This window comes from Alcaligenes sp. AB3 (assembly GCF_031844565.1).
Classification (GTDB): Bacteria; Pseudomonadota; Gammaproteobacteria; order Burkholderiales; family Burkholderiaceae_B; genus Alcaligenes; species Alcaligenes faecalis.
This window is the reverse complement of record NZ_JAUZVM010000008.1, coordinates 32,588-55,979: the sequence shown is the minus strand read 5'-3', so window position 1 is coordinate 55,979 and position 23,392 is coordinate 32,588. Positions and strand designations below refer to the sequence as shown.

Sequence of the window (23,392 nt, the reverse complement as noted above, 5' to 3'; positions counted from 1 at the left end):
CAACAGGAGACAAACGTGATGGAAACCGTCACTTGCGCCAGCACGCTGGACGCTTTGCTGGACCCGGCATCCATAGCTTTGGTCGGCGCCTCGGAAGATCAGTCCAAGTTTGGCGGGCGACTGTTCCGTATGCTGCTCAAGCACGGTTATGGCGGCAAGGTCCTGCCCATCAATCCCAGCCGTAGCAGTTTGTTTGGTTTGCCCGCTGTGCCCGGCCTGGCTGCACTGGACAGTGCTCCGGATCTGGCCGTGTTTACAGTGGGGGCCGATACCGTCCTGGAGCAGGCGCAGATTGCGGCTCAAATGGGGGTACGCGGTCTGCTGGTGATCTCGGCAGGCTTTGCTGATGCAGGCGAGCGCGGGCTGGAGCGTGAGCAAGCCTTGCTGCGTATTTGCCGTGATTCGGGCATGCGACTGATCGGCCCCAATTGCCTGGGCATGATCAGCCCCAGTCGCCATCTGGTGCTGTGCTCTTCGCCGGTGCTGGACAGAGACAGTCTGCCGGAGCGGCCTATTGGTTTTGTCAGTCAAAGTGGTGCCTTGATGACTACCTACTTTGATCGAGCCTGGGCCATGGGCGGCGGCTTTACCTATGGCTTTTCGGTCGGTAATCAGGCGGATCTGGACCTGTGCGATTTTGTGGATTTCCTGATCGATGATCCCAAGACGCAAGTGATCTGTACCTATATAGAAGGCATTAAAGATACCCAGGCTTTACGGCGCACCGCTCGCCGGGCGCAGGCCGCGGGCAAGCCCTGGCTGGCCGTCAAGGCTGGGCGCTCCAGTGCGGGCAAGGCGGCCGCCTTTTCGCATACCGCCAGCGTAGCGGGGGACCATGATGTGTTTGCCAGTGTCTGCCGCGATGAAGGCATCAGCCTGATGGACGATATGGGAGCCATGCTTCTGTTGGCAAACAGCATGGTGCGCTTTACCAGCAACAGGATCTCCAAAGTCGCGATTGTGACGCCTTCGGGCGGCGGCGGAGCCTTGGCAGCGGATGCGTTGGCAGAGCATGGCGTGGAGCTGTCCGGCTTTTCTGCTTCTACCAAGCAGGCTCTGGCTGCCCACTACCCGTCCGGCCAGGCGGATAACCCGGTGGATCTGGGCGCACGTCTGACCCAGGATTCCACCGAAGTGGCCCGCGCCACTTTGGATGCCTTGATGCAGGATCAGCAAAGCGATGCGGTATTGATTACGGCCTCCATGTGTCCGCAGGAATGGATGGCGGCTCTGATTGAAAAAATCATCCACCCTGAACCGCACTGGGCCAAGCCGGTCATGGTGGCGTTTGATGCGGGTGCAACGTCCGAGCCTTTGCGGCAGAAGCTGGCCCAGCACGGCCATGCGTATGCCAGCTCCAGTCTGGAAGCAGCCTTGGCCTTGTCGGCCTGGAAACGTCATGGGCAGTTTGTGCCGCGTCAGGCGGCTTTGCGCCCCAGCGCTTGCCAGGCTCCTACCGTGATGCCGCGTGGCGTCCTTAATGAAGACCAGTCCAAGCGCTTGCTGGCGCATTACGGCTTGCCGGTGAATCTGGGCCAAGTGTGCGAGGACGTGGAACAGGCCGTGGCGCAGGCCGAGCAGATTGGCTATCCGGTGGTGATGAAGATTGTCTCCCCCGACATCGTTCATAAAACCGAAGCGGGTGGGGTGGCGCTGGATGTGGCCGAAGAGGCCAGCTTGCGACGCGATTTTGCCCGGCTCTACGCAAATGCCAAAGCCTATAAAGCGGATGCCCGTCTGGAAGGGGTTTTGGTGCAGGCCATGGCCAAGGGCGATGTGGAGCTTCTGATCGGAGCACGTCAGGATGCGCAGTTTGGCCCGGTGGTGGTGTTTGGTGCGGGCGGCATTCTGGTGGAAATGTTGTCAGACCGGGTTATTGCGGCTGCACCGTTGACCCTGGCTGATGCGGACCGGCTCTTGTCCACCTTGATGATCGACAAGCTATTGAAGGGATACCGAGGGCGCATGCTGGATCGGGCCGGTGTGCTCGATGCGATTGTGCGTGTCAGCTTCCTCGCCCACGACCTGCGCGACACCGAGTTTGAACTGGATATCAACCCATTGATCGTGGCGGCCACCCGTTGTCACGCTGTCGATGCCCGCCTGTCCATAGGCACATAAAACCAATACTTATTCTTTGAAAAATACCCAGGAGGAGTAAACCATGTCGGATTATCAGTGCATTCTTGTAGAAAACCACGATGACGGTGTTTCCATCTTTACGATCAATCGACCTGATCGCCGCAATGCCTTGAGCGCCACCGTGGTCAAGGAGCTGCAGCAGGCATTTTTGGCCTTTGATGAAGACCCCACACGCCGTGTAGCCGTGCTGACCGGGGCAGGCAATGACGCTTTTTCCGCCGGTGCCGATATTAATGAGTGGCCCGAGTTGTGGCGTGCGATTCCCACGGTAGGCTTTGAAACCGACAAGCCCATTATTGCGGCTGTCAGCGGCTGGTGCGTGGGTGGGGCCCTGGTGATGGCCATGATGACGGACTTGCTGGTGGCCTCCGAGAGCGCCAAGTTCTCCTACCCGGAAGCCAAGCTGGGCTTTACTGGCGGCATTATCTCCGGCCTGGCCTCGCGCATTCCGCATCACGCCGCCATGGAAGTGATCCTATTGTGCCGTACCCTGGAAGCCCGTCGTGCTTATGATCTGGGTTTTGCCAATGAAGTGGTGCCGGTCGGTGAGCAAGTCCAGGCTGCCGTGCGCATGGCTCAGGATCTGGCCAAGATGTCGCCCCGTGTGTTGCAGACCCTCAAGCGCTTTATCAATAACGAGGTGCTGACACGTGGCCCGTCCGAGCAGATGGCGCGCACCATGCGGCACCTGAAAGCGATCGAGGATAGTTATGATGCCAAGGAAGGGATGAACGCGTTCAAAGAAAAACGTGCCCCGGTGTATCTGAACAAATAAGAACTGATTCACGAATTGGGCCGCAAGGCCCAGTCAACTATGGAGACATCCCCTTATGCACCCCCGTTTTGAGCGCTTTATCCAAGGGATGAATGAATTGACCGCCCGCCCCGCTGTAGGCGAAGCGGATATCTTGCGTGAGGGCCGCGCCCTGCTGGGCGAACTGGTGGCCCAGGACGATTGGCTGGCACCTGAATACACCCAGCCCCATCCGCAGTTCTATCAACAGTACTTGCTGTATTGCTGTCCGCAGGAACGCTTTTCCGTGGTCAGCTTTGTGTGGGGCCCCGGCCAGAAAACGCCCATTCACGACCATACGGTGTGGGGCTTGATTGGCATGTTGCGTGGTGCCGAACGCTCCCGGCCTTTTGACCGTGACCCTGATACCGGACGTATGACAGAAGAAGACACACAGACGCTGGAGCCGGGCGTGGTGGAAGTGGTGTCACCCACGGTGGGCGATATACACGAGGTCTCCAATGTGTATGACGACCAGGTGTCCATCAGCATTCACGTTTATGGCGCAGATATCGGCAAGGTACGCCGCCATGTGTTTGACCCGCAGACCGGGCAGGCCAAGGAGTTCGTCTCTGGTTATGCCAACCGGCCGGCTGTCGCGTGAATCAAGTGGCGTTGCTGGGCAGGTGTCCGATACGGGCACCAATAATCATTTCCTGAATCCAGCGATAGAGCAGCACGGAGTAATCACGCTGGGCGACTTTCTCGTCCAGTGCGTGGTTGCTTCCTTCCAGTACCCGATGTGTCAGGGAGTGGGCCTGGCTGAAGGCTTGTCGATATGTCAGCAATGTCTGGCGAGGAATCAGCTCGTCGTATTCCGCCTCGAACAGCAAAACGTCCCCGGTGAATTTGGAACAGGCTTGCAAGGCCCGGTTCTCTTGCGGAGTATGAGTATGCAGACGATAGTCCTGCAATAACTCTCGATTGAGTTGATCCTTCGGGGCCAGCCAGTTGTCGTCCGGGTACAGGGCAGGGGCCAGTAAACTGAGCCAGCGTACCGAACGAAACTCACTTAACAGACAGGCCAGGTAGGCACCATAGCTATGCCCCACGATAGCGATGGACTGGGAGTCCACCATAGGGTGGCTGCTCAAGGTGTCGAAGGCCGCACAAATGTCCTGAAAATTCTGTTCACGGGTGACTTTTTCCCGCTCGTGCTGATTGGCATTGTGCCCGGCCAGATCAAAGGTCAGGCAAATGCAGCCCATACCGGCAATGGTATGCGCGCGCTTCAGGTCAAAATGCTGGCTGCCGCCCCAGCCATGTACAAATAGAATCCCAGGGACAGGAGATTGAGGAACCAGCAGGCGGGCATCCAGTTGCTGGTGGGGCACTTTGATCGTGGTATTGAAGATTTCTGTACTCATGATGGCAGGGGACCTCCAAAGCGGGCCAGATAAGCCTCGCCTTCTTGGTCGAGGCTGTAGAGATGAGGGGAGTTCTCTATGGAGCTGGCATTGTCCAGATAACGCTCGCGTGTCCACGCGTGGGTGTGCTGGAGTTCAGGGTGCAATTGCAGGTTGCGTATGGCCAGAATCTCGGCAATGGAAGCCCCGCCGAAACGCCAGGAGTGTTCCAGCACGCCCGCCTTGTAATGGCCACGCGCATTCTTGCCCACGATGAGGTCATAGTTGCGACGTGAGGCATACAGTTGCGGAAAAGCCTGGCTGATGTTTTTTTCGTAGCTCATGGTCATCTCAACCAGGTGCGCAATGCGCTTCATGCCAGAGAGTTTCAGCAATTGCAGGAATCCGCCTCGAACCATTAGCAGACTGGTACCGCCGTATACGGATTCTTGCTGACAGTTACTCGTCTGCCGCTGCTGGCCGATATAGGAAAAAAGGTGTTCGCCCACCTGGGTCTGGCCAATGCTGAAGGTCTCACCATCGAGCAGGTTCTCTTCCAGTACCAGGCCGTGTTCCAGCTCACTTTGCCATTGAGGCAGGTTCAAGAGCTCTTCCAGCTCCTGACGGCTGTAGATCACCTTTTGCCCTTTGCCTGCATTGCCGCTGGCCAGCTTGGCCCGTATACCGGTTTGGCCTGCCTCATCCAGAAGGCTCATCGTGCGCAGTGCGTCGTTTCTTGAAAAGACGCTGTAGCCCGGCAAGACGGTATGGCGTAATGCCAGGCCCAACTCATTGTTCCAGCCTTGCGGGCGATCCATATCGTCCTGGGGAAGGGGATGAGCGACTGTTTTATGAGCCAGAAAGTCATACGGCACCACGCCCCCGTACAGCTGCGAGGGCTGTTCGATACCCAGTTGCTGCGCCTGCTCCAGTTTCAACGTATGCAGGGGCAGGTAGTAGGCATCCCCCATACTGGGCTTTAGCTGGTCTTCATAGTCAATACGGATGCGAGGCAGATCCAGGAATTGCGCCAGTTCTCTGGCCATGAATTCCAGACCCTGGAGCGTGCCTTTGTTGCAGCCTTTGCTGGGCAGGCTGATTTGCAAGGAGGTCTTGGGCGGAGAGGTGAGAATCTTGCTCATGGGGCCATCCTTCTGAGTAAAGAGAGTGTGGCAGGTGTCAGTGGCTCATGGCGCCACCATCTTGGCGCCTGATGGCGTTCGTTGTGCCAGGTCGGAGAAAAAACGTGTCTCCAGCAGGCTGGTTTGTAAAAGAGTCAGCAGGTCAGAGGGTTGTGGCAAGGAAAGCTGGGCCGCACTGGCCGGTTCCTGGGGACCGATCCGTATGCTCAGGCCGCCTTTCTGGTTCACAAACTCAAAGGCGGCCTCATCGGTCAAGTCGTCGCCGATCATGACGGGCTTGCGATCAGCGAACGCGGGCAGGCGTTGGGCACGGGCCAGGGCTTGGCCTTTGTCAAAGCCGCTCAGACGCAGTTCGATGACGCAATGCCCGCGGATCAGATCAAAACCGGGGTATTCCGAGCACAGCACACGCAGCTCAGCGCTCAAGGCATCGCCGACGTCGGGGCGTTGCCGAAAGTGCACGGCCACACCATGGGATTTGCGCTCCATCCAAACTAGGGAGTAGGGGTGGATCAAGGTAGCGACTGAGCGGGACAGGCTGTGGTGCTCAGCGGGGTCGATGGGAATGTTCCAGCATTCCTGCCCATCGGCGTCATACATGGCTGCGCCGTGGCTGCTGATCATGGCCAGTGGAAGCTTGGTGCAGGCGATATGCAAGCTGTCATAGTCGCGGCCTGAAACCAGAGCTACCGCGCCGTCGCAGGCAGCGTGCAGATTCAGCAGCAGGCCGGCGGTGCTGGCGGGCAGCAACACCTGATCGGGCCGCGCGGCCAAGGGGACCAAGGTACCGTCCAGATCCAGAAACAAGGCCGTTTGGTCCAAATGGAGAGCGTTATTCATGTCAGCTTCCTGGATAACCCGTGATGGGGAGCACGGTGCCGGTGATGTAGCTGGCGGTGATCGGGCTGGCCAGGTAGACATAGGCTGGGGCCAGCTCTTCGGGCTGGGCCGGGCGGCCAAAGACCGTATCGGCACCAAACTCGGGGATTTTTTCGGCCGGGGAGTCGGCGGGGTTCAAAGGGGTCCAGACGGGTCCGGGAGCGACCGCGTTTACACGTATACCTTTGGGCGCCAGGTTGGCCGCCAGGGAGTACGTGAAGGCAATAATGGCGCCCTTGGTGCTGGAGTAGTCCAGCAGATGAGCGGCCCCGCGCAAGGCTGTGACCGAACTGGTATTGACGATGGCATCGCCCGCGTGAAGGTGTGGCAGGCAGGCCTGGGCCATGTAGATATAGCCATAGATATTGGTATGGAAGGTTTCATTGAGTCGCTCCGGGGTCAGGTCCAGCAAGGACTGGGCGTGCTCCTGAAAGCCGGCATTGTTCACCAGAATATTCAGGTGACCGAAGCGGTCCAGTACTTGCTCAATCGCTTGTTGGCAAAATTCGGGGTCTTTTACATCGCCACGCAGTGTCAGGCATTGGCGACCTTCAGCTTCGACAGCCAGACGGGTACGCCCGGCATCTTCATCCTCGTGCAAATACACAATCGCCACATCGGCGCCTTCTCGTGCATACAGCACTGCGACGGCTCGACCTATGCCCGAGTCACCCCCAGTAATAACGGCGACTTTTCCTTCCAGCTTGCCGCTGCCCTTGTAGCTGGAGGCTTCATACCGGGGGGCAGGGTCCAGGTCACTTTCACATCCGGGCTTTTCCAGGTGCTGTTGGGGCAGGGGGGGAGTGGGGTAGTCGCTGCCTGGATGGGTTTTGTCATGCGTGACGGGCTCGTTTTGGCCGACCCCGTTCTTGTCCTTTTGGTCCTGCTGCTCTTGCAGGTGGCGTTGCTCTTTCACTGTTTGACGCGTTGTCATGACGGCTCCTTGGATAGGCAAAGAATGGAACAGGGCGCGGCGGCCCCGGAGGGGGCGCCGCGTCCACCTGGGGCTTGGCTAAGGCTTAGCGTCGCTGGTCCTGGGTAGCCTTGCCACCCTTGGCGCCAGCCTTGCGGGCCTCCTCGGAGTCAAACTCATGGGCCGTGCCTTTTTCATGGGCGGCGCGACCACCCTTGGCGCCGGCTTCGCGCGCCTCTTCGGAGTTGAACTCGTGAGCTGTGCCGCGCTCATGGGCGACACGGCCGCCTTTGGCACCAGCCTCACGAGCCTCTTCAGGGGTGAACTCGTGCGCTGTGCCTTTTTCGTGCGAGGCACGCCCGCCTTCTGCTGCGATCTCACGCTGCTTCTTGTCGTCCATGGAGGCAAAGCCACGTTGATCTTTATGATCCTGTTTGTCTGTGTGCTGGGTCATATAACTCTCCTTGAGAAAGAACACCAATCACGTGATTGGTTATGACTTACCCAGCACAAAGCGTGCCTGACGGCTTTGGCTCAGGCAGCGGCACACAAGTTGCTGTATCTGGAGACAGGTTTTTCAGGAGAGCAATCATGATGTCAATGACGTGGTGGATGTGGCTGCTGTTACTGCTGGGCGGCTGGGCGATACTGCTGCTGGTGCATTTTTTAGGCGGCAAGATCATTGAAAGGCTGGCCTCGCCAGAGCACTTTCTGCGTCTTTTTAGCGAGCGAATACGGTGGCCGTCACGGCTGTTTTTTCTGGCTGCGTTTTTGCGCGTGTGCATCCCCTTGGCTCCTATTCCGGCCAAGTGGCAGTCCTATCTGATTGTTGGAGATATGATCGTGCTGATTATCTGCACGACCTGGATGCTGATGAGTGCCGTTGAAGCCTTGTTCCAGCTTGTGGTGATGCGCCATCCCTTGAATGTGTCTGACAATTTGCGTTCGCGTCAGATCTACACCCAGGCACGGGTCCTGGCACGCAGTGTGCATTTTTTATTGGTCTTGCTGGGGCTGTCGTTTGCTTTGATGGTTCTACCCGGCGCACGGCAACTGGGCACCAGCTTGCTGGCATCAGCAGGGGTCGCTGGCTTGGTGGCCGGTATTGCCGCCCGGCCGGTGCTGGGTAACTTTATAGCCGGTTTGCAGATTGCATTTACCCAGCCCATACGCATTGATGATGTGGTGATTGTGGAGGGGGAGTGGGGCCGGATTGAGGAAATTACATCCACCTATGTGGTGGTACGTGTCTGGGACGAGCGCCGTCTGATCGTTCCCTTGCAATGGTTTGTAGAAACCGTTTTTCAGAATTGGACCCGTCGCAGCGCCTCGTTGTTGGGCACGGTGTTTTTATGGGTGGATTACAAGGTGGAAATGCAGGGCTTGAACGCGGCGTTCAAGCACCTGTGTGAGTCCTCTGAACTGTGGGATCGACGCGTTCAGGTCTTGCAAGTGACCGATACCAATGAGTGGGGTATGCAATTGCGGTTCCTGGTCAGTGCTGCAGATTCGGGCCGTTTGTTCGATTTGCGCTGTCTGTTGAGAGAGCGCCTGGTGGCCTATCTGAGTCAGCACCAACCGGATGCGTTTGTACGAGTCAGGATGCTGGAAGCTCAGCCAGAGGGTCATGGGCCTGATTCAAGCCCGAGCTGATGCCAAGATCATGCAGGAACTGTTCGCACCACTGCCTCAGGTCCTGCTGTCGCAGTTGCATCATTAAATGCTGGTGGCGTCGGCGTCGTTCCTCTAGCGGCATGTTCAAGGCTTGATACAGGCTGCGTGCGGTGGCGTCCGCATCAAATGGGTTGACGGGCAGGTAGCCGCCTTCCAGGGATTGTGCCGCGCCCGTAAAGGTGGACAGAACCAGGACACCGGGGTCGGCGGGGTCCTGGGCAGCGATATATTCTTTGGCCACCAGATTCATTCCGTCACGCAAGGGTGCGATAAAACCGACGCGGGCGCGGCGCAACATGCGCATCAGCTGGCCGGCCGGAAAGGCGCGGTTCATGTACACCACCGGACTCCAGCCTGGCGTGGCAAATTGACCGTTAATCTGTCCGGCCAGACTTTCCAGCTCTTCACGCATGACTTGATAATCGTGAATATCGCCGCGGGTAGAGGGGGCGATTTGGACATACGTTGTTTGCCCGTGCAGCGTCGGGTAACTACGCAGCAGCGTATCCAGGGTGCGCAGCCGATAGGCCAGACCCTTGGTGTAATCCAGCCTGTCCACACTGATAATGGTGTCAGGCCCGTTGACTGGCTCGATTGGTGTGGCGCTGTCGGTCCATGAGGGGGCCTTGGCCAGAGCCTGAACCAGATCCACGTCGATACTGATGGGATAGACGTCTGTGCTGACGGTACGGGCGCCTGACTCGCTCGTACGCGGTGGCACTAAGGTCTGGAGTGCGGCTGTCAGCGCATGATGGTCGCCACGGCTTTGGACGCCAATCTGGTCGTAATGGTGCAGCATGGGCAGCCATTGTTCATAGCGGGGAATGGAGCGCAGAATCTCCGGGCACGGAAAGGGGGTGTGAAAGAACAGCCCAATAGCCTGCTGCATTCCTTGCTCTCGGCAAAAATGGGCTAATGGCATCAGGTGGTAGTCATGGACCCAGATCAAGTCGTCCTCTTCGGCAATCTGGCGCAAATAAGCGGCAATTTGCCGGTTGATCTCCAGGTATTGCTGGAAGTGGTGGGTCTGGAAGTCCATCAGGTCCAGGCGGTAGTGAAAGGCGGGCCAAAGGCAGGTGTTCGCGTAACCGCAGTAAAACTGTTCGTATTGCTCCTGGGTGAAGGAGAAGGTGACGGCTTGGTAGCTGCCCCGGTCTTCGGTACGCAGCGAACCCGGCTGTGAATCACATTGACCATTCCACCCCAGCCAGATGCCCTGGGTCTGCGGGTGCTTTAACAATTGATCTACTGCGACGGCCAGTCCGCCTGTGCAAGGTTGATCGGAACTGGCCACGCGTACGGACACCACAATGATTTTGCTCATGCTGATTCTCGCTTTGTTTTATTAAGGGATCTTCGTTGGAGAATCAGCAAATTGCGTACCCGCTCAGTTCAAGGGGTGCACATCTTGCCCGCTGACAGCACGCAGGCGTGCCCGTTGCAAACGTTCGCGGGCATTGGGAATACCCAGTTGCAGGCGGTACTTGGTGACGGTTCGTTTGGATAGCTCCACACTGTTCTGACGCAGCGCCTGATGCAAGTCGACATCGCTTAAAGGCTGACGCTCTGGTTCGCTGGCAATCAGCCGACGTATCTGCTCCTTGACCAGGGCGGTGGAGCAACTGCCACCGAAATCAGTCTCCAGCTCGCCGGAGAAAAAATGCCTGAAGCTCAAGGTGCCAAAGGGAGTGCTCATGTACTTGTTGGCAGTCGCTCTGGAGATGGTGGATTGATGCAGATCCAGCTCCTTGGCCAGATCGCTGATGCGCAGGGGTTGCAGGCCTTGCTCACCCAGCTCGAAAAAAAGGATCTGGTGCCGGACGATGAATTCAGCGACACGGCACACCGTACTGCGTCGCATCGCCAGACTCTCGGCCAGCCAGCGAGCCTGAGTCAGGGCGCTGTGCAAAGGGCGGTTCTGTTGCGTGCGTGCCTGTTGCTCCAGGGTGGCGGCATATTCTTGATGCACCTGAACGCGTGGCAGGCTGCGAGGGTCCGCGAGCACACGCCAATGCTTGCCATCGCGGTAGACGTGGACGTCTGGCGTAATGGCCTGGCGTAACGGCTCCAGATAAGCCAGACCGGGGTTGGGGTCCAGGCTTTGCAGTTCGCGCAGCGCCTGATGAAAGTCTGCATCGGACAGATTCAGACGGCTCTGCACTTGTGACCATTCGCCTTGCGCCAGCGCGGGCAGCTCGGTAGCCACTAACTTGAGCAGTCTCTGTTTCAGAACCGGGTCTAGAGAGTGACGCGCCTGGATCTGCAAGCGCAACGCGTCGGACAGGCAGTGGGCGCCTGTGCCGGGAACAGACAGGGACTGGACCAGCGCCAGCGCGGTTTGCCATTCGGCAAGGGGGATGTGTTCGTAGCCGGCGGGGAGCAGGTCTTCAAAGTGATCGCGCAAGTAACCGTTGTCATCCAGTGCGTTCACGATCAGGGCACATAAGGCCTTGCAGCGCTCACTGGCGTGACTCAAACGTACATGCTCCAGGATCTGTTCGTCACGGCTGCGCGGAGCCGGGCTTATGTCGTGCTTATCGATCAGGTGAGCGCTTTGGCTGGACACAGGATGGGACAGGCCCTCTCGTACGGGGGCGGCGGGTTCTGGAGCGGGTTCCAGTAGGGGATTGTCTTGCAGGCTGTCTTGTACCAGCGTTTGCAGCTCCTGCGCCGAGAGCTGCAGGATTTGTGCGGACTGTTGCAGTCGCTGCGAGAGGGTTTGCTGCATGTGCAGCTGCGGAACCATTTCCAGCTTCATGGTGGCGTCTCCTTGTGGTTGGTGATGAGAACCGACAGTTCTTCGGACACAGTTGCCGGGATGATCCAGGCCCTGTGCTATCTACATAGCAAGTTCCGTTCCTGCCCCAAGGTTCAAGGCGCGGGTACGGTCCTTGCTAGGACACCGTCAAGGCTTTGCTGGCCATGCTGATTGGCCTCAGGTCAGCAAAGATGTTCTGGTTTCAGGCAATGACTGACGTTTTTGGAGGTGTGCGATGCGAGTAAGACATCTGATGTGTTTGGCACTGGCGGCGGGTCTGGTATTGGGTTTGAGTGTTCGCAGTGCTTCTGCCATTGAGCTGTTTTCTCCGGATAAAGGGTTCTTGAGAGATGCGGCACAATCGGGACATTTTGAAGTGAAGGCAGCCAAGCTGGCTCTGGAGCGCAGCAACAACGATAGAGTGGTCGAATTTGCACAAATGATGATCGACGACCACGAGCAGCTGGCCAAGGAACTGCAGACGCTGGCACAGGCCCGCAAGGTGGAGCTGCCCACCGAGCCCAGCCTGATGCAGCGCGGCAAGATTTCCATGCTTGAGGGCGCGGAGGGTGAACAGTTCGATGCGGACTATGCCAACGAAGCGGCAGTCAAAGCGCATGAGGACACCATCAAGCTCTTTGAGGACTACATCAAGGATGGTAAAGACAAGGAAGTCATGGGTTTTGCTCAGGACGCTTTGCCCATGCTGCAGCAACACTTGCGGCATGCTCATGCGCTGGCAGACTCCATGAAGCCTGCCGTTGCCCAGTAAGCTTTTGCCAAGCTTGCTCAGTTCCACACTGGGCAAGCATTTATTCCATGGGGTCGGCCTCCATATTGATTTCCACTTGATCGCTGTTGCTCATTACATAGCTGCGCAGTACCGCATTGCGTAGCTGGCGTATATTGCCCGGCCAGTGATAGCGCTCGATCTCCTTCATGCTGGCCAGGCTCAGTGAGCGGTTCTGCTGATGCTCCTGATTCAGCTGTTCTACCAAGTGCTGGGCGATCAGGACGGCATCGTCGCCGCGTTCACGCAGGGGGGGGATTTGAATCGGAAAGACCCCCAGGCGGTAATACAGATCTTCGCGCAGTTTCTTGTCCTCAATAGCGCGCATGGGCGGGCGATTGGTCGCAGCGATGATGCGGGCATCATGTTTGATCAACTTGTCGCCACCTACCTTCATGTATTCGCCATTTTCCAATGCGCGCAGCAGCTTGGTTTGGGCGTCTATGGGCATTTCGGTGATTTCGTCCAGGAACAGCGTACCTTGGTCCGCCAGTTCAAAGTAGCCCTGCCGATTACGTTCGGCTCCGGTAAAGCTGCCTTTTTCGTGGCCGAACAGCTCGCTTTCGATCAGTTGTTCTGAAATGGCTGAACAGTTGATGGGCACATACGCCTGTTCCTTGCGAGCGCTGCAGCGGTGAATAGCCCGGGCCGCCAGTTCCTTGCCGGTACCACTCTCGCCAATCAGCAGCACAGGCAGGTCGGTGCTGGCCACTTTGCTGATTTCTTCATAGAGTTTTTTCATGGGGGCGGAGCAGCCTACAAACTCGCCAAAGTCATGATGCTGCTCGGCTTGAAAAGCACAGGCACCGTTTTGATACTTGGCTTTTAATTGCTCCAGCAAGGTGCGCAATTGCGCCTGGTCTTGCCGGGTCGAGCCACTGTAGGCATGCAAGGTATAGCTTTCCACCGCATCCAGTCCGATGCGACGGCTCAAGTCCTGAGCCTGCAGCGCGCTTACGCTAGGACCAAACAGCAGGGCATCAGGAGTTTTCTGGTGATAACGGATCAGAATATCTTCTGGCGTATTTGCAGCGATGGCGGAAAAGTTCATTTGCCGCGCCAGCGCCAAAAAAAGGCTGATAAAAGCTGAATCTGTCTCCAGCAATAATAGGTGGGGCATTTTTTCCTCTGGGATAGACAAAGTTAATTTGAAACCCGATGTCTTATCCTAATCAGGAAAAAAAGTGCATCCGTAACCAGATATGGCAAGTACGAGCCCGCTTCTCTCCTGAAAATACCGTGTGGCCGCGTCCCTATGCCTTGGGCTCTTGTGGTGTTTTTTGTCGCCTGGTCATGTACGTATTCAACTTACACATCTGTTTACCAGTCGGGCATGGGCAGGCTTGCCTGTGCCTGGGAGACACAGGCAAGCAGGTCAAAATCTGACCCGATAACAGTGCTTGTTCAGGATTGGACTTGAGGCGGCTGGGTCACATCAATCCATTGCGCGCTGGTCAGCTCGGCCAGGCGTTGTGGGGTGATGCGTACTGCAGAATTGATAGAGCCTGCCGCAGGCAAGACCGTGTCGTAGCCCTGCAGGGAAAGGTCACAGTAGATCTCCAGTGGCGTGGCCAGACCAAAGGGACAAACCCCGCCTACCGGGTGGCCCGTCAAGGCTTCGGTACTTTCCAGATCCAGCATTTTTACGCGCGTGCCAAAGGCAGTACGCAGCTTCTTGTTGTCCAGACGGGCATCGCCCCGAGCGACCAGCAGCACCACTTTATCGCCCACTTTCAAGCTAAGTGTTTTGGCAATTTGCCCCGGTTCAACTTGGTGGACCTGGGCGGCCAGCACGACGGTAGCTGTGCTTTCGGTGGTTTCAATCACCTGGATATCGGCAGCGTGTTCGTTAAAAAACTGTTTGACGGAATCAAGACTCATGACGGATCAGGACGAATTAGTGTGTTTTGTTAAACTTTTTTGCGAGCACCTAGTCTTAGTCAAGAGCATGAGAGTGTCAACCAGAGCGCCGTGGCGCTGCAAAACAGGAATGTAATTGTGATTAAACCTTTATTGTTGACGGCCAGCCTGATGGCCTTCAGTTCCATGGCGTTGGCAGAGGGTCCCGCTATTACGATGTACCAGGATCCGAACTGTGGTTGTTGTGGAGGCTGGGCACAGCACATGCGCGATGAGGGCTTCGAGGTCAAAGAGGTCAAGGTCGTGAAGATTCAAGACGTGAAGCGGCTTTTTAAAGTCCCGGAGAACCTGGCGTCCTGCCACACCGCGATGATTGAGGAGACGGGGCAATTGATTGAAGGCCATGTGCCCGCCAAGGTCGTCAAACGCATGATGAACGATGGCAGTGTGCGTGGGGTAGCCGCGCCCGGCATGCCCGCCAATTCACCCGGCATGGGCCAGATGGACGGCAACCTGGTGACCGTGGACTTCAACGGGCGTCCTTATTCGCGCGACTGAAATTGGTAACGGGACGGGTGGCATGCGGATACACGAAACTACATCGAGAAACTTGTAAGCTGCTGCCGCTCTTGTCATGATGGGCGTTCATTGACTCTGTTTAGGAGGTTCTATCCATGCAGCCCTCAGTTAAAGCTTTTCTTGCTGCTACCGCAGTCGCATTTGGCATGTACAGCCCGTTTGCGATGGCCCAGGGCAATGCGGCTCCGGCCAACTCGGCAGCCCCTGCTGCCACCCAGATCGTTAAACCTACGGATTCTCAACTGGAGCAATATGCGCGTACCTACAAAAAGGTCGCCCAGACTGCTTCGGAATATCAGCCGCGTCTGGATGCGGCCAAAAGTGATGCAGAGCGTCAGGCTATTGTTCAAGAGGCCGACCAGCGCCTGGTAGGCGTGGTCAGTGCCAATGGCATGGATCTAGCTGACTACAACGGTATCAGTCTGGCTATTCAGCAGGACCCGGCTTTGCGCCAGCGTGTTGAAGGGATGCTGAAGTAAAGTTTTTGATCCTCGGGTTTGACAGAGCGCCGGGTGTCATTTTGTAGTGACCGTAGTGGGTAAATTTAAACCCTGGGCGATACCGCCCAGGGTTTTTTTTACCTGCCTGTTCCGAGCCAAGCCATTAGCAACGGGGATAGTTAAGCGATCCGATCATTGCATTGAATTTCAACTGCAAGCTGCTGGCGTCATTTTTGATCGGGTTATTGATCTGCCAGCTGATGGACCCTTGCTGCGGCACATAATTTCCTTCAGAGGCATGCTGGATGACGCTTCTGCCCTGGGCCAGGAACTCGTTCATTTTCGACATGATTCTGGGGCATCCTTGCGGCGTCTCTTCCTTGAACTTCTTGTCCCAGTTGCTAATCATCGCAGCTGCCTGGTCAAGACTTTCCTGGAAGGGGGGAATGCTCTCTTTCGCTCCCTGCTGCTCGAAAATAGCATCGACCTTGTTCATGGCCTGCTTGCTGAACAGCACCACTCCCAGACGGTAGTGCTCCACTGAGTCCTTAGGAGCTTTATCGAAAGAGGTCTGAATGTTTATCTCATCCTGTTTCTGGATGCCTTGAAGAAATGCGGCCTCTGCCTGCACGACTTGCGTCAAGGCACTGACGAAAGCCTCGTTATTGTCGGCTGCCTTTTTGCCGCCATCAGTCAGAAACTCTTTTGATTCGGCATAGTTGTTCAACTCGGCGTTAAGGGGGGCCAGCTTGCTCAAGGAATCGTCAAACTGTTTGGCAGGCCCATCTATTTCCGGCATGTCAGCTTCCAGTGCCAAGGCGGACTTCAGTTTTTCCTGCGTGTTTTTGATGCTTACCAGCGAGACTACCGAATAACTATCGAGCTTCTTTCCTGCCTGCACGGCCGGTTCGTAGACAGTTTGATAATCGGAAAGCTCACGGTAGAAAGGCGTATGCAAGTTATTGGCAACTTCAACATAGGCATTGTATTTCTGGATAAAGCCTTGCTCGGATGAGACTGCTTGGGGTGATGCTTCTGTCGCTTCGTCGCTGTTGCAGCCGGCAATAGCGATGCAAAGGCCCAGCGTGGTGACAACAGATATTTTTTTTAAGTTCATGATGAAAGTGGTTGATGCTCTTGATGCGTTTGCAATACGTTAAAACCCCTATCGGGTTGGACGTAATTCTATAAGCTCACCACTTCGTATTTTGTATCAAGCTAGGTCGTTATGTTTCAAGAGAGCTTGCCCCTGCTGCCGAGCGGGCTGGCAGGGGGCTGCTATGTCCATCCTATACGGGCAAGTCTCCCGCGTTGGCTTTAGGCTCTGCTTAATCCATATCCCGGAAGTCTGGTGTCGCCCGAGGAATAGGCACACCGGCATCAATGCGTTTGGCCCATTCTTGCAACGGCAGCGGCGGAACCGGTTCCCAAATACGACGCAGGACGGGCTTTAGCAATGCCATATTGTGGCCACTGGCCCAGCGATACGGGATCACCGGCAGCCAGGTATCGTCGGCAATGCGTTCGGCCACGACAAAGCGGAAACTATATTGGCCGGGGCCCAGGCTCATGCGTATATCACTGACCACCAGCAGGTCGTCAATGATGTCGTAGCGCAACCAATCGTCCGAAAACCAGCGCAACTGCTCCAGTTGCTTCAAGGGGGGGAACAGTTGGGTGTAGTCGCTGTGAACGGGCAGGCACAGGGATTCGTATTGATGCTCCTTGGGTGCGCGCAGACGGTCCAGCAGGCCCACAATGACTTCGCATTCCCGGTCTTGAGTGTCGCGCACCAGTACACGCCAGAGCAGGATGTTCATGGGTTGAGCGGCGGAATACACCCGCGCGATTTCTACCTGCTCTTGCTTGAGCTGTGCTGTCGCCTGCTGCTCGGCCCAGAATTTGGCACCGACCGAGGCCGCCAGATACAGGCTACTTAGCAACAGGGCCCAATTGCAGGCCCGTATCGTTGCGGGTACCGGTCCACGTATCAAGCCTATGATGGTGGCGATCAGCAAGGGCAGGGTGTAGAGCGGGTCAATAATGAAGATGCTGGACCAGGCGGCCGGGGTAGCGGCCAGAGGCCACAGCAGCTGCGTTCCGTAACTGGTAAAGGCATCCAGCAAAGGGTGGGTGATCAGCGTCAACCAGATCGCCAGACCTAAACGCCCGGCCGAGGCTCGTGCCTGCGGAAACAGCAGTCGCCACAAAATGGTGACCAGTATGCCCGCCGCGCTCAGCACAAATAAAGAGTGCGAGAAACCACGGTGGCTGACCATGGACGTAATGGGGTCGCCGTATTGAATGAAGACATCCAGATCGGGCAGGGTGGCGATGATGGCACCGGACAGGACCGCCTTGCGGCCATACTGCCGTCCCAGCAGGGAGCCGCAGATGCTGGCACCGAGGACTGCTTGTGTTACGGAATCCATAGCTCTCGTGCAAAGTAAAACAGATACCGGGGCCAGATGCGGCCTGACGGCTTTAGCGTTATGATTTTAAAGTTGAATCCCCAGCTTGCCTTGTTTTTTTGACAGGCGTCAAAGGCCCAAGGGGTATCAGTCGCGTATAGTGTACGACGGCCTGCGCTGTCCTATCGCCTGCGGGCTGCGCCACTGCTTCTATCCAGAGAATTCGTTTACCTATGTCTACCTACCTGATCGCGGCTTTATATAAGTTCGTGGAATTGCCCGATTTCGCCCAAATGCGCGACCCTCTGTTTGCTTTTTGCGAGCAGCATGAGGTCAAAGGCACGCTGTTGCTGGCGCGCGAAGGGATTAACGGCACCGTTGCCGGTCCTCAGGAGGGTGTCCGTGCCGTCTTGGCGTATCTGAACTCCGATCCGCGCATCTCTGGCCTGGTGCATAAAGAATCCTATGCCGACAAGGCGCCGTTTTACCGCCTCAAGGTGAAGCTGAAAAAAGAGATTGTCACCCTGGGCGTGCCGGATCTGAAAACCGCCGAGATGGTAGGCGAGTACGTTGCCCCTGAAGACTGGAATGCCCTGATCAGCGATCCGGACGTGGTGGTGGTGGATACCCGCAACGATTACGAAGTGGGGATTGGCACCTTCAACCGTGCCATCAACCCCAAGACCCAAAGCTTTACCGAGTTTCCTCAGTGGGTGGCCGAGCAGTCCAAGGAAGGCGGTGTCTTGCATGGCAAGCCCCGTGTGGCCATGTTCTGTACTGGCGGTATCCGCTGTGAAAAATCCACGGCCTTCATGCGCTCGCAGGGTTTTGATCAGGTTTACCACTTGCAAGGCGGCATTTTGAAATACCTGGAAGAGATTCCAGCCGCAGAAAGCCTGTGGGATGGTGATTGCTTTGTGTTCGACGAGCGTGTATCGGTGCGCCACGGGCTGGAACCGGGCGATTACGATTTCTGCCGTGCTTGCCGCATGCCCATCAGCGAAGAAGAAAAAGCTTCGCCCCAGTTCGAGGAAGGCGTCAGCTGCCCTTATTGCCATGGCCACAGCTCCCCCGAGCAGGTCGAGCGTTTCCGTGAGCGCCAGAAACAAGTGGCTCTGGCGCGCGAGCGTGAAGAGCGTCACATTGGCGTCAGCATGGACGAGTTGGCCGAGCGTCGCGAAGCCGCCCGTCGCAAGGCGGAAGAGCAACGCTTGCTGGCCCAGCAAGGCAAGAACGCCTAGCCCTGAACGGGCAGCTGTGTTACCTCTATTAGCTTGATTCTGACGCTGCGTCGTTTATAGTCCGCCCTTCTGCTGCAGAAGGGCGCTTTGCATAAACGCCAGCGCGTTAAGTCCGTGCCTGCGGCGCGGCTTTTTAACGGTATCGAGCATGTCCTTATCTGATCTGCCCATTTTGTATTCCTTTCGCCGTTGCCCTTACGCCATGCGGGCACGGCTGGCTATTGCGGCTAGCGGCGTCCGCTGTCAGTTGCGCGAAGTCGTACTGCGTGACAAGCCCGAGGCCCTGCGTCTGGCCTCTCCCAAAGCCACCGTCCCCGTGCTGGTCTTGCTCGATGGCAAGGTTATTGATGAAAGCCTGGACATCATGCGCTGGGCTTTGGCAATTCAGGATCCCAAGCAGTATTTACAGCCTGAACAGGGCGGTGCCGAGCAAATGCTGGCTCTGATTGCGAGCAATGATGGCCCTTTCAAAAGACACCTGGATTGCTATAAATACCCCGATCGCCATACCGAGGATGAACAATTCACCGACGCTGCCAGTTTTTCAGTCCTGCACAGAGCACAAGCCAGTGACTTATTGATGGGGCTGAATGCTCGTATTGAGCAGCATGGCTATCTGATGGGGCAGCGCCCTTGTCTGGCAGATTTGGCGATTGCGCCTTTTGTGCGGCAATTCGCACAAGTGGACAGGGCCTGGTTTGATGCGCAACCTTGGACGGCGCTGTCGGCCTGGTTGCTGAGTTTTCAGGCCAGCCCTTTGTTCCTGAGCATCATGGATAAATATCCTGCCTGGACGCCGGAAAGCGAGATTGTGCAGTTTCCTTCTGCTTGATCGATCACGCAAAGCAAACAAGAAAAAGGCCGGTTTTCAATTGAAAACCGGCCTTTCTTTTCAAGTGCCCGGATCAGGCCGTAGCAGTAGCGCGTGGCTCGCTGGCCTCGTGTGCGGGAATCCCCACCTCACCATGTTGATGCAAGGTGACGCTGGTATCCAACGGTGGCAACTCACCATTCATGGCGCTGTTGAGCTGATCGGCATCCAGTTCGCCTTCCCAGCGGGCAACCACAATGGTGGCAACGGCATTGCCCACCAGATTGGTCAGTGCACGGCATTCGGACATGAAGCGGTCAATACCCAGGATCAAGGTCATGCCTGCGATAGGCACTGAAGGCACCACGGACAGGGTGGCTGCCAGGGTAATGAAACCGGCACCCGTCACACCCGCCGCCCCTTTGGAACTGAGCATGGCAACCAGCAACAGCAGAATCTGCTGTTGCAAGGTCAGGGGAATATCACAAGCCTGAGCGATGAACAGGGCCGCCATGGTCATGTAGATATTGGTGCCGTCCAGATTGAAGGAATAGCCGGTAGGCACAACCAGGCCCACAACCGACTTGGCACACCCGGCACGTTCCATCTTTTGCATCAGGGTAGGCAAAGCCGCTTCCGAGGAGCTGGTGCCCAGCACCAGCAGCAACTCTTCGCGGATGTAGCGGATCAGTTTGGTGATGGAAAAGCCGTTGTAGCGCGCCACAGCACCCAGAATGATCAGCACAAAAAGCACAGAGGTGACGTAGAAGGTCACCACCAGCAACGCCAGGCTGGATACGGATTCAATCCCGTACTTGCCGATGGTGAAGGAGATGGCACCGAAGGCCCCGATGGGAGCGGCTTTCATCAGAATGGCCACCAGCTTGAATACAGGCGTCATCAAGGCCTGCAGCAGTTTCAGCACTGGCTTGCCGTGATCGCCCACAGCGGCCAGGGCAATACCAAACAGCACGGCCACAAACAGCACCTGCAGGATGTCGCCGCCGGTAAAGGGGCTGATCAGGGTGGCAGGGATGATGTTCATCAAAAAGCCCGTCAGCGTGCTGTCATGGGCTTGCTGCACGTAGCCCTGGATAGAGCTGGGGTCCAGGGTGCCGGGGTCAATGTTCATGCCATGACCGGGCTGCACGATATTGCTGACCACCAGACCCACAATCAGGGCCAGCGTGGAGAAGGTCAGAAAGTAAATCATGGCCTTGCCCACCACTCGGCCTACTTTTTGCAGATCCGTCATGGCGGCAATGCCGGTGGCTACCGTCAGGAAAATGACGGGCGCAATAATCATCTTGACCAGCTTGATGAAGGCATCGCCCAGGGGTTTCATGCTCTCGCCCAGCGAGGGGTAGAAATGGCCCAGCAAAATCCCGATAGTGATGGCGATGATGACCTGTACGTACAAAATCCGATACCACTTGATTCTGACGTTTTGCGGTACCGGACGGTCTCCTGTGCTTATATCCATCATGATGTCGTCTCCGTGACTTGATGTAGCCAACCTGGCAGTCGGCTGGTGACCTGCTTGGAATTTTGTGTAGGCAGGCGGTTTACGCTCGCCGGGATCCATGTCCCGGCCCATAAGCTCATGACTAAAGCAACATCCGTGCCAATCTGTGCGCAAAGGGGAAAGCAGTAAATAAGCGGCTTGCCGGCAGAAGACTTTCCCGCTTGCGGCTGATGTGTGCGAAAATCCGCACAGCTATTACTATTTTTTGGCGATATTTCGCACAGGTTTCATGAACTCCATTCCGGTTTCTTCGGGCATGCGGCGGCGCTTCAGGCTCGAATGGTTGCTGCTGCTGAGCTTGGCCGTCGTACTGGGGCTATTTGCCTTCTGGCGCTCGGCCGATTTGGGGACGGCTCGCTTGCTGGCACAAAGCGAGCAGCGGCTTGACTCATTGATGCGCGGCAATGCGGGCTGGATCAGGACGATCCGAGACAAATTTCGCACCCTGTCCTTTGCGCTGGCCCAGGACGAGGCGCTGCGCCAATACCTGATGGGCAATCCTGCCTATGGTGATGCCGAGGCTTTGAATCGCAAGTTCGAGCAATTGGCCGAAGATACGGGCGCTCCTGTTCTGTACCTGCTGGATATTCATTCGCAGACGCTGGTGTCCAGTAACTGGCAGGAGCCCGACAGCTTCGTGGGCAATCACTACGGTTTCCGCCCTTACTTCACCAAAGCCCTGGAGCAGGGGCATGCTGAATACTTTGCCTTGGGTACTGCCAGTGGCAAGGCGGGTTTATACATTTCACGCATGGTGCAAGATCAGGATGGCAAGCCGGTTGGTGTGGTCGTCATCAAGCTGGTATTCGATCTGCTGGAAAAAGAATGGGAAGGTTATGGCGATCGCATGTTTGTCAGTGATCCCAATGGCGTGATCCTGCTAAGCGGTGAACCGGACTGGCGTTTGCATAGTCTGGATCAAGCCGGGCCCGAGCAACTGGTCAAGCTGCGGGCCAGTCAGCAGTTTGGTAATGAGCCCTTGGACTCAGTGGGCTTGAGCATGTCGGATTCCGGCGAACGAGCCTCTTTCTGGACACTGGGGCAGGAGCGCTTTTTGCATGTGCAGCAGCCAGTCGCAGGCAGTGATTGGACTTTGCACGCGATGGCTCCTATGGATGCCGCGTTGCAGACCCAGGCCTTTCAATCCCGTCTGACGGTGATGGGACTATTATTCGCGGCGCTGGTGCTGACGGCCTTGGCGCTGCAACGCAGTCAACAGCGACGAGAAGCCCAGGCGCGGCAGGAGTTGCTGCGTGATGCACTTGAAGAAGCGGTGGAGTCCCGCACTGCCCAGTTGCAGGTGGCGCGTCGCCGCCTGGAACAGGAGATGCAGGCCCTGCAAGAAGCCCGGTCGCGTGCGCGTGATCTGCGTGAGCAATTGGAGCAGGCCGAGAAACTGTCCTTTCTGGGGCAAGTGACGGCTGGTGTCGCTCACGAAATCAACCAGCCCGTGGCGGCGATTGAGGTCTATGCCGACAACACCTTGCGTTTGCTGGATCAGGGCCAGACGGAAACGGCCCGGCAGAACCTGTCTCGTATCCAGACATTGACCCAACGCATCGGCAGCATCACCTCCCAGTTGTGTCATTACGCCCGCAAGCCCCAGGAGCAGGAGGGCCCGGTACGGGTACGCTCAGCCGTGGACAGTGCCTGGCAGTTGCTGGAACACCGGGCAAGGGCACAGGGCGTAGATCTGGAGCTGGAAGGCGTGAACGAATCTGTGCGTGTATGGGCTTTGCCGGTGCGCCTGGAACAGGTTCTGGTGAATTTACTGCGTAATGCACTTGATGCTCTGGAAGGGAGCCGTCAGGGGCGCATTCGTATTGAAGTGATGAGCGAGCAGTTGCATGTGCGCATTGTGGTTTCCGACAACGGCCCCGGCCTGAGTCCGGAAATCCGCCAGCGCCTGTTTACCCCCTTTAGCTCCAGTCGCCGGCAAGGCGTGGGCCTGGGGTTGGTGATCTCGCACGATATTGTGGCGGCCCTGGGTGGCCGTTTGGAAGAAGGGCCTTCGCGCCTAGGTGGTGCCACATTCCATATCGTGCTGCGCAATGCCGATAGCGAGCTGGACCAGGGAGAGAGATAAGA

General features: G+C 56.9%; 22 protein-coding genes. 10 read left to right on the top strand and 12 right to left on the bottom strand.

Annotated features, from left to right (window positions below; translation table 11 throughout):
- Positions 1 to 18: 18 nt before the first annotated feature.
- The 3 genes from Q9R35_RS15030 to Q9R35_RS15020 are packed head-to-tail and all read left to right on the top strand — an operon-like array spanning position 19 to position 3,539.
- Entirely contained in the window at positions 19 to 2,121 is a 2,103-nt protein-coding gene (locus Q9R35_RS15030; RefSeq protein WP_311220068.1) for an acetate--CoA ligase family protein, read from the top strand.
- Between the two features lie 43 nt (positions 2,122 to 2,164).
- Positions 2,165 to 2,917 carry an enoyl-CoA hydratase/isomerase family protein gene (locus Q9R35_RS15025; RefSeq protein ID WP_045929736.1) on the top strand — a complete coding sequence of 251 codons (753 nt, stop codon included), beginning with the start codon at positions 2,165 to 2,167 and terminating at the stop codon, positions 2,915 to 2,917.
- A 55-nt stretch (positions 2,918 to 2,972) separates the two neighbouring features.
- Positions 2,973 to 3,539: a cysteine dioxygenase gene (locus tag Q9R35_RS15020; RefSeq protein ID WP_086061527.1), complete on the top strand. Its 567-nt coding sequence runs from the start codon at positions 2,973 to 2,975 to the stop codon at positions 3,537 to 3,539.
- A gap of 1 nt (position 3,540) precedes the next feature.
- Here the strand turns inward: Q9R35_RS15020 and Q9R35_RS15015 are convergent, their stop codons facing one another.
- The 5 genes from Q9R35_RS15015 to Q9R35_RS14995 all read right to left on the bottom strand — a co-directional run bounded on the left by Q9R35_RS15015 (position 3,541) and on the right by Q9R35_RS14995 (position 7,669).
- Positions 3,541 to 4,302, bottom strand: coding sequence for a S9 family peptidase (locus Q9R35_RS15015; protein WP_063693326.1), 762 nt, complete (start codon positions 4,300 to 4,302; stop codon positions 3,541 to 3,543).
- Complete coding sequence (locus Q9R35_RS15010) at positions 4,299 to 5,423, bottom strand: DUF3182 family protein (protein WP_311220067.1); 1,125 nt, start codon at positions 5,421 to 5,423, stop codon at positions 4,299 to 4,301. The genes Q9R35_RS15015 and Q9R35_RS15010 overlap by 4 nt, the downstream gene beginning before the upstream one ends.
- Before the next feature lie 45 nt (positions 5,424 to 5,468).
- Complete coding sequence (gene otsB / locus Q9R35_RS15005) at positions 5,469 to 6,263, bottom strand: trehalose-phosphatase (RefSeq protein ID WP_052695585.1); 795 nt, start codon at positions 6,261 to 6,263, stop codon at positions 5,469 to 5,471.
- Position 6,264: 1 nt separating this feature from the next.
- Positions 6,265 to 7,236, bottom strand: coding sequence for an SDR family oxidoreductase (locus Q9R35_RS15000; RefSeq protein ID WP_045929738.1), 972 nt, complete (start codon positions 7,234 to 7,236; stop codon positions 6,265 to 6,267).
- Positions 7,237 to 7,321: 85 nt separating this feature from the next.
- Entirely contained in the window at positions 7,322 to 7,669 is a 348-nt protein-coding gene (locus Q9R35_RS14995) for a KGG domain-containing protein (RefSeq protein ID WP_063693338.1), read from the bottom strand.
- Positions 7,670 to 7,806: 137 nt separating this feature from the next.
- Here Q9R35_RS14995 and Q9R35_RS14990 point away from each other — a divergent pair, with 137 nt between their 5' ends.
- Positions 7,807 to 8,868, top strand: coding sequence for a mechanosensitive ion channel domain-containing protein (locus Q9R35_RS14990; protein ID WP_311220066.1), 1,062 nt, complete (start codon positions 7,807 to 7,809; stop codon positions 8,866 to 8,868).
- Here Q9R35_RS14990 and Q9R35_RS14985 read toward each other — a convergent pair.
- Together Q9R35_RS14985 and rpoN are read right to left on the bottom strand one after the other, a co-directional pair.
- Entirely contained in the window at positions 8,813 to 10,213 is a 1,401-nt protein-coding gene (locus tag Q9R35_RS14985) for a trehalose-6-phosphate synthase (protein ID WP_311220065.1), read from the bottom strand. The two genes, Q9R35_RS14990 and Q9R35_RS14985, sit on opposite strands and share 56 nt — an antisense overlap.
- Positions 10,214 to 10,276: 63 nt before the next feature.
- Entirely contained in the window at positions 10,277 to 11,647 is a 1,371-nt protein-coding gene (rpoN, locus tag Q9R35_RS14980) for an RNA polymerase factor sigma-54 (protein ID WP_311220064.1), read from the bottom strand.
- 235 nt (positions 11,648 to 11,882) lie between these two features.
- Here rpoN and Q9R35_RS14975 point away from each other — a divergent pair, with 235 nt between their 5' ends.
- Positions 11,883 to 12,419, top strand: coding sequence for a DUF4142 domain-containing protein (locus tag Q9R35_RS14975; protein ID WP_226348433.1), 537 nt, complete (start codon positions 11,883 to 11,885; stop codon positions 12,417 to 12,419).
- Positions 12,420 to 12,459: 40 nt separating this feature from the next.
- Here Q9R35_RS14975 and Q9R35_RS14970 read toward each other — a convergent pair whose 3' ends face one another.
- Both Q9R35_RS14970 and Q9R35_RS14965 read right to left on the bottom strand, forming a co-directional pair.
- Complete coding sequence (locus Q9R35_RS14970) at positions 12,460 to 13,488, bottom strand: sigma-54-dependent Fis family transcriptional regulator (protein ID WP_270117082.1); 1,029 nt, start codon at positions 13,486 to 13,488, stop codon at positions 12,460 to 12,462.
- A 353-nt stretch (positions 13,489 to 13,841) separates the two neighbouring features.
- On the bottom strand, positions 13,842 to 14,318 hold the full coding sequence (locus tag Q9R35_RS14965) for a YbaK/EbsC family protein (RefSeq protein WP_042486285.1): 477 nt from the start codon (positions 14,316 to 14,318) through the stop codon (positions 13,842 to 13,844).
- 117 nt (positions 14,319 to 14,435) lie between these two features.
- On the opposite strand from Q9R35_RS14965, the gene Q9R35_RS14960 reads away from it, so the two are divergent.
- Positions 14,436 to 14,855, top strand: a complete 420-nt coding sequence (locus Q9R35_RS14960) for a DUF411 domain-containing protein (RefSeq protein WP_026485376.1) — start codon at positions 14,436 to 14,438, stop codon at positions 14,853 to 14,855.
- A 116-nt stretch (positions 14,856 to 14,971) separates the two neighbouring features.
- Positions 14,972 to 15,355, top strand: a complete 384-nt coding sequence (locus tag Q9R35_RS14955; protein ID WP_026485377.1) for a DUF4168 domain-containing protein — start codon at positions 14,972 to 14,974, stop codon at positions 15,353 to 15,355.
- Between the two features lie 124 nt (positions 15,356 to 15,479).
- Here Q9R35_RS14955 and Q9R35_RS14950 read toward each other — a convergent pair whose 3' ends face one another.
- Together Q9R35_RS14950 and Q9R35_RS14945 are read right to left on the bottom strand one after the other, a co-directional pair.
- Positions 15,480 to 16,433 carry a DUF3829 domain-containing protein gene (locus tag Q9R35_RS14950; RefSeq protein ID WP_081251563.1) on the bottom strand — a complete coding sequence of 318 codons (954 nt, stop codon included), beginning with the start codon at positions 16,431 to 16,433 and terminating at the stop codon, positions 15,480 to 15,482.
- Between the two features lie 211 nt (positions 16,434 to 16,644).
- Positions 16,645 to 17,748, bottom strand: a complete 1,104-nt coding sequence (locus Q9R35_RS14945; RefSeq protein ID WP_311220063.1) for a metal-dependent hydrolase — start codon at positions 17,746 to 17,748, stop codon at positions 16,645 to 16,647.
- Positions 17,749 to 17,960: 212 nt separating this feature from the next.
- Between Q9R35_RS14945 and Q9R35_RS14940 the strand changes: the two genes are divergently transcribed.
- Both Q9R35_RS14940 and Q9R35_RS14935 read left to right on the top strand, forming a co-directional pair.
- On the top strand, positions 17,961 to 18,968 hold the full coding sequence (locus Q9R35_RS14940) for a rhodanese-related sulfurtransferase (protein WP_311220062.1): 1,008 nt from the start codon (positions 17,961 to 17,963) through the stop codon (positions 18,966 to 18,968).
- Positions 18,969 to 19,116: 148 nt separating this feature from the next.
- Entirely contained in the window at positions 19,117 to 19,800 is a 684-nt protein-coding gene (locus tag Q9R35_RS14935) for a glutathione S-transferase (protein WP_311220061.1), read from the top strand.
- Between the two features lie 73 nt (positions 19,801 to 19,873).
- Here the strand turns inward: Q9R35_RS14935 and Q9R35_RS14930 are convergent, their stop codons facing one another.
- Positions 19,874 to 21,265: a dicarboxylate/amino acid:cation symporter gene (locus tag Q9R35_RS14930; RefSeq protein ID WP_311220060.1), complete on the bottom strand. Its 1,392-nt coding sequence runs from the start codon at positions 21,263 to 21,265 to the stop codon at positions 19,874 to 19,876.
- Positions 21,266 to 21,533: 268 nt separating this feature from the next.
- Here Q9R35_RS14930 and Q9R35_RS14925 point away from each other — a divergent pair, with 268 nt between their 5' ends.
- Positions 21,534 to 23,390 (top strand): ATP-binding protein, encoded by a 1,857-nt coding sequence (locus Q9R35_RS14925; RefSeq protein ID WP_042486835.1) that lies wholly within the window; start codon positions 21,534 to 21,536, stop codon positions 23,388 to 23,390.
- Positions 23,391 to 23,392: the final 2 nt, after the last annotated feature.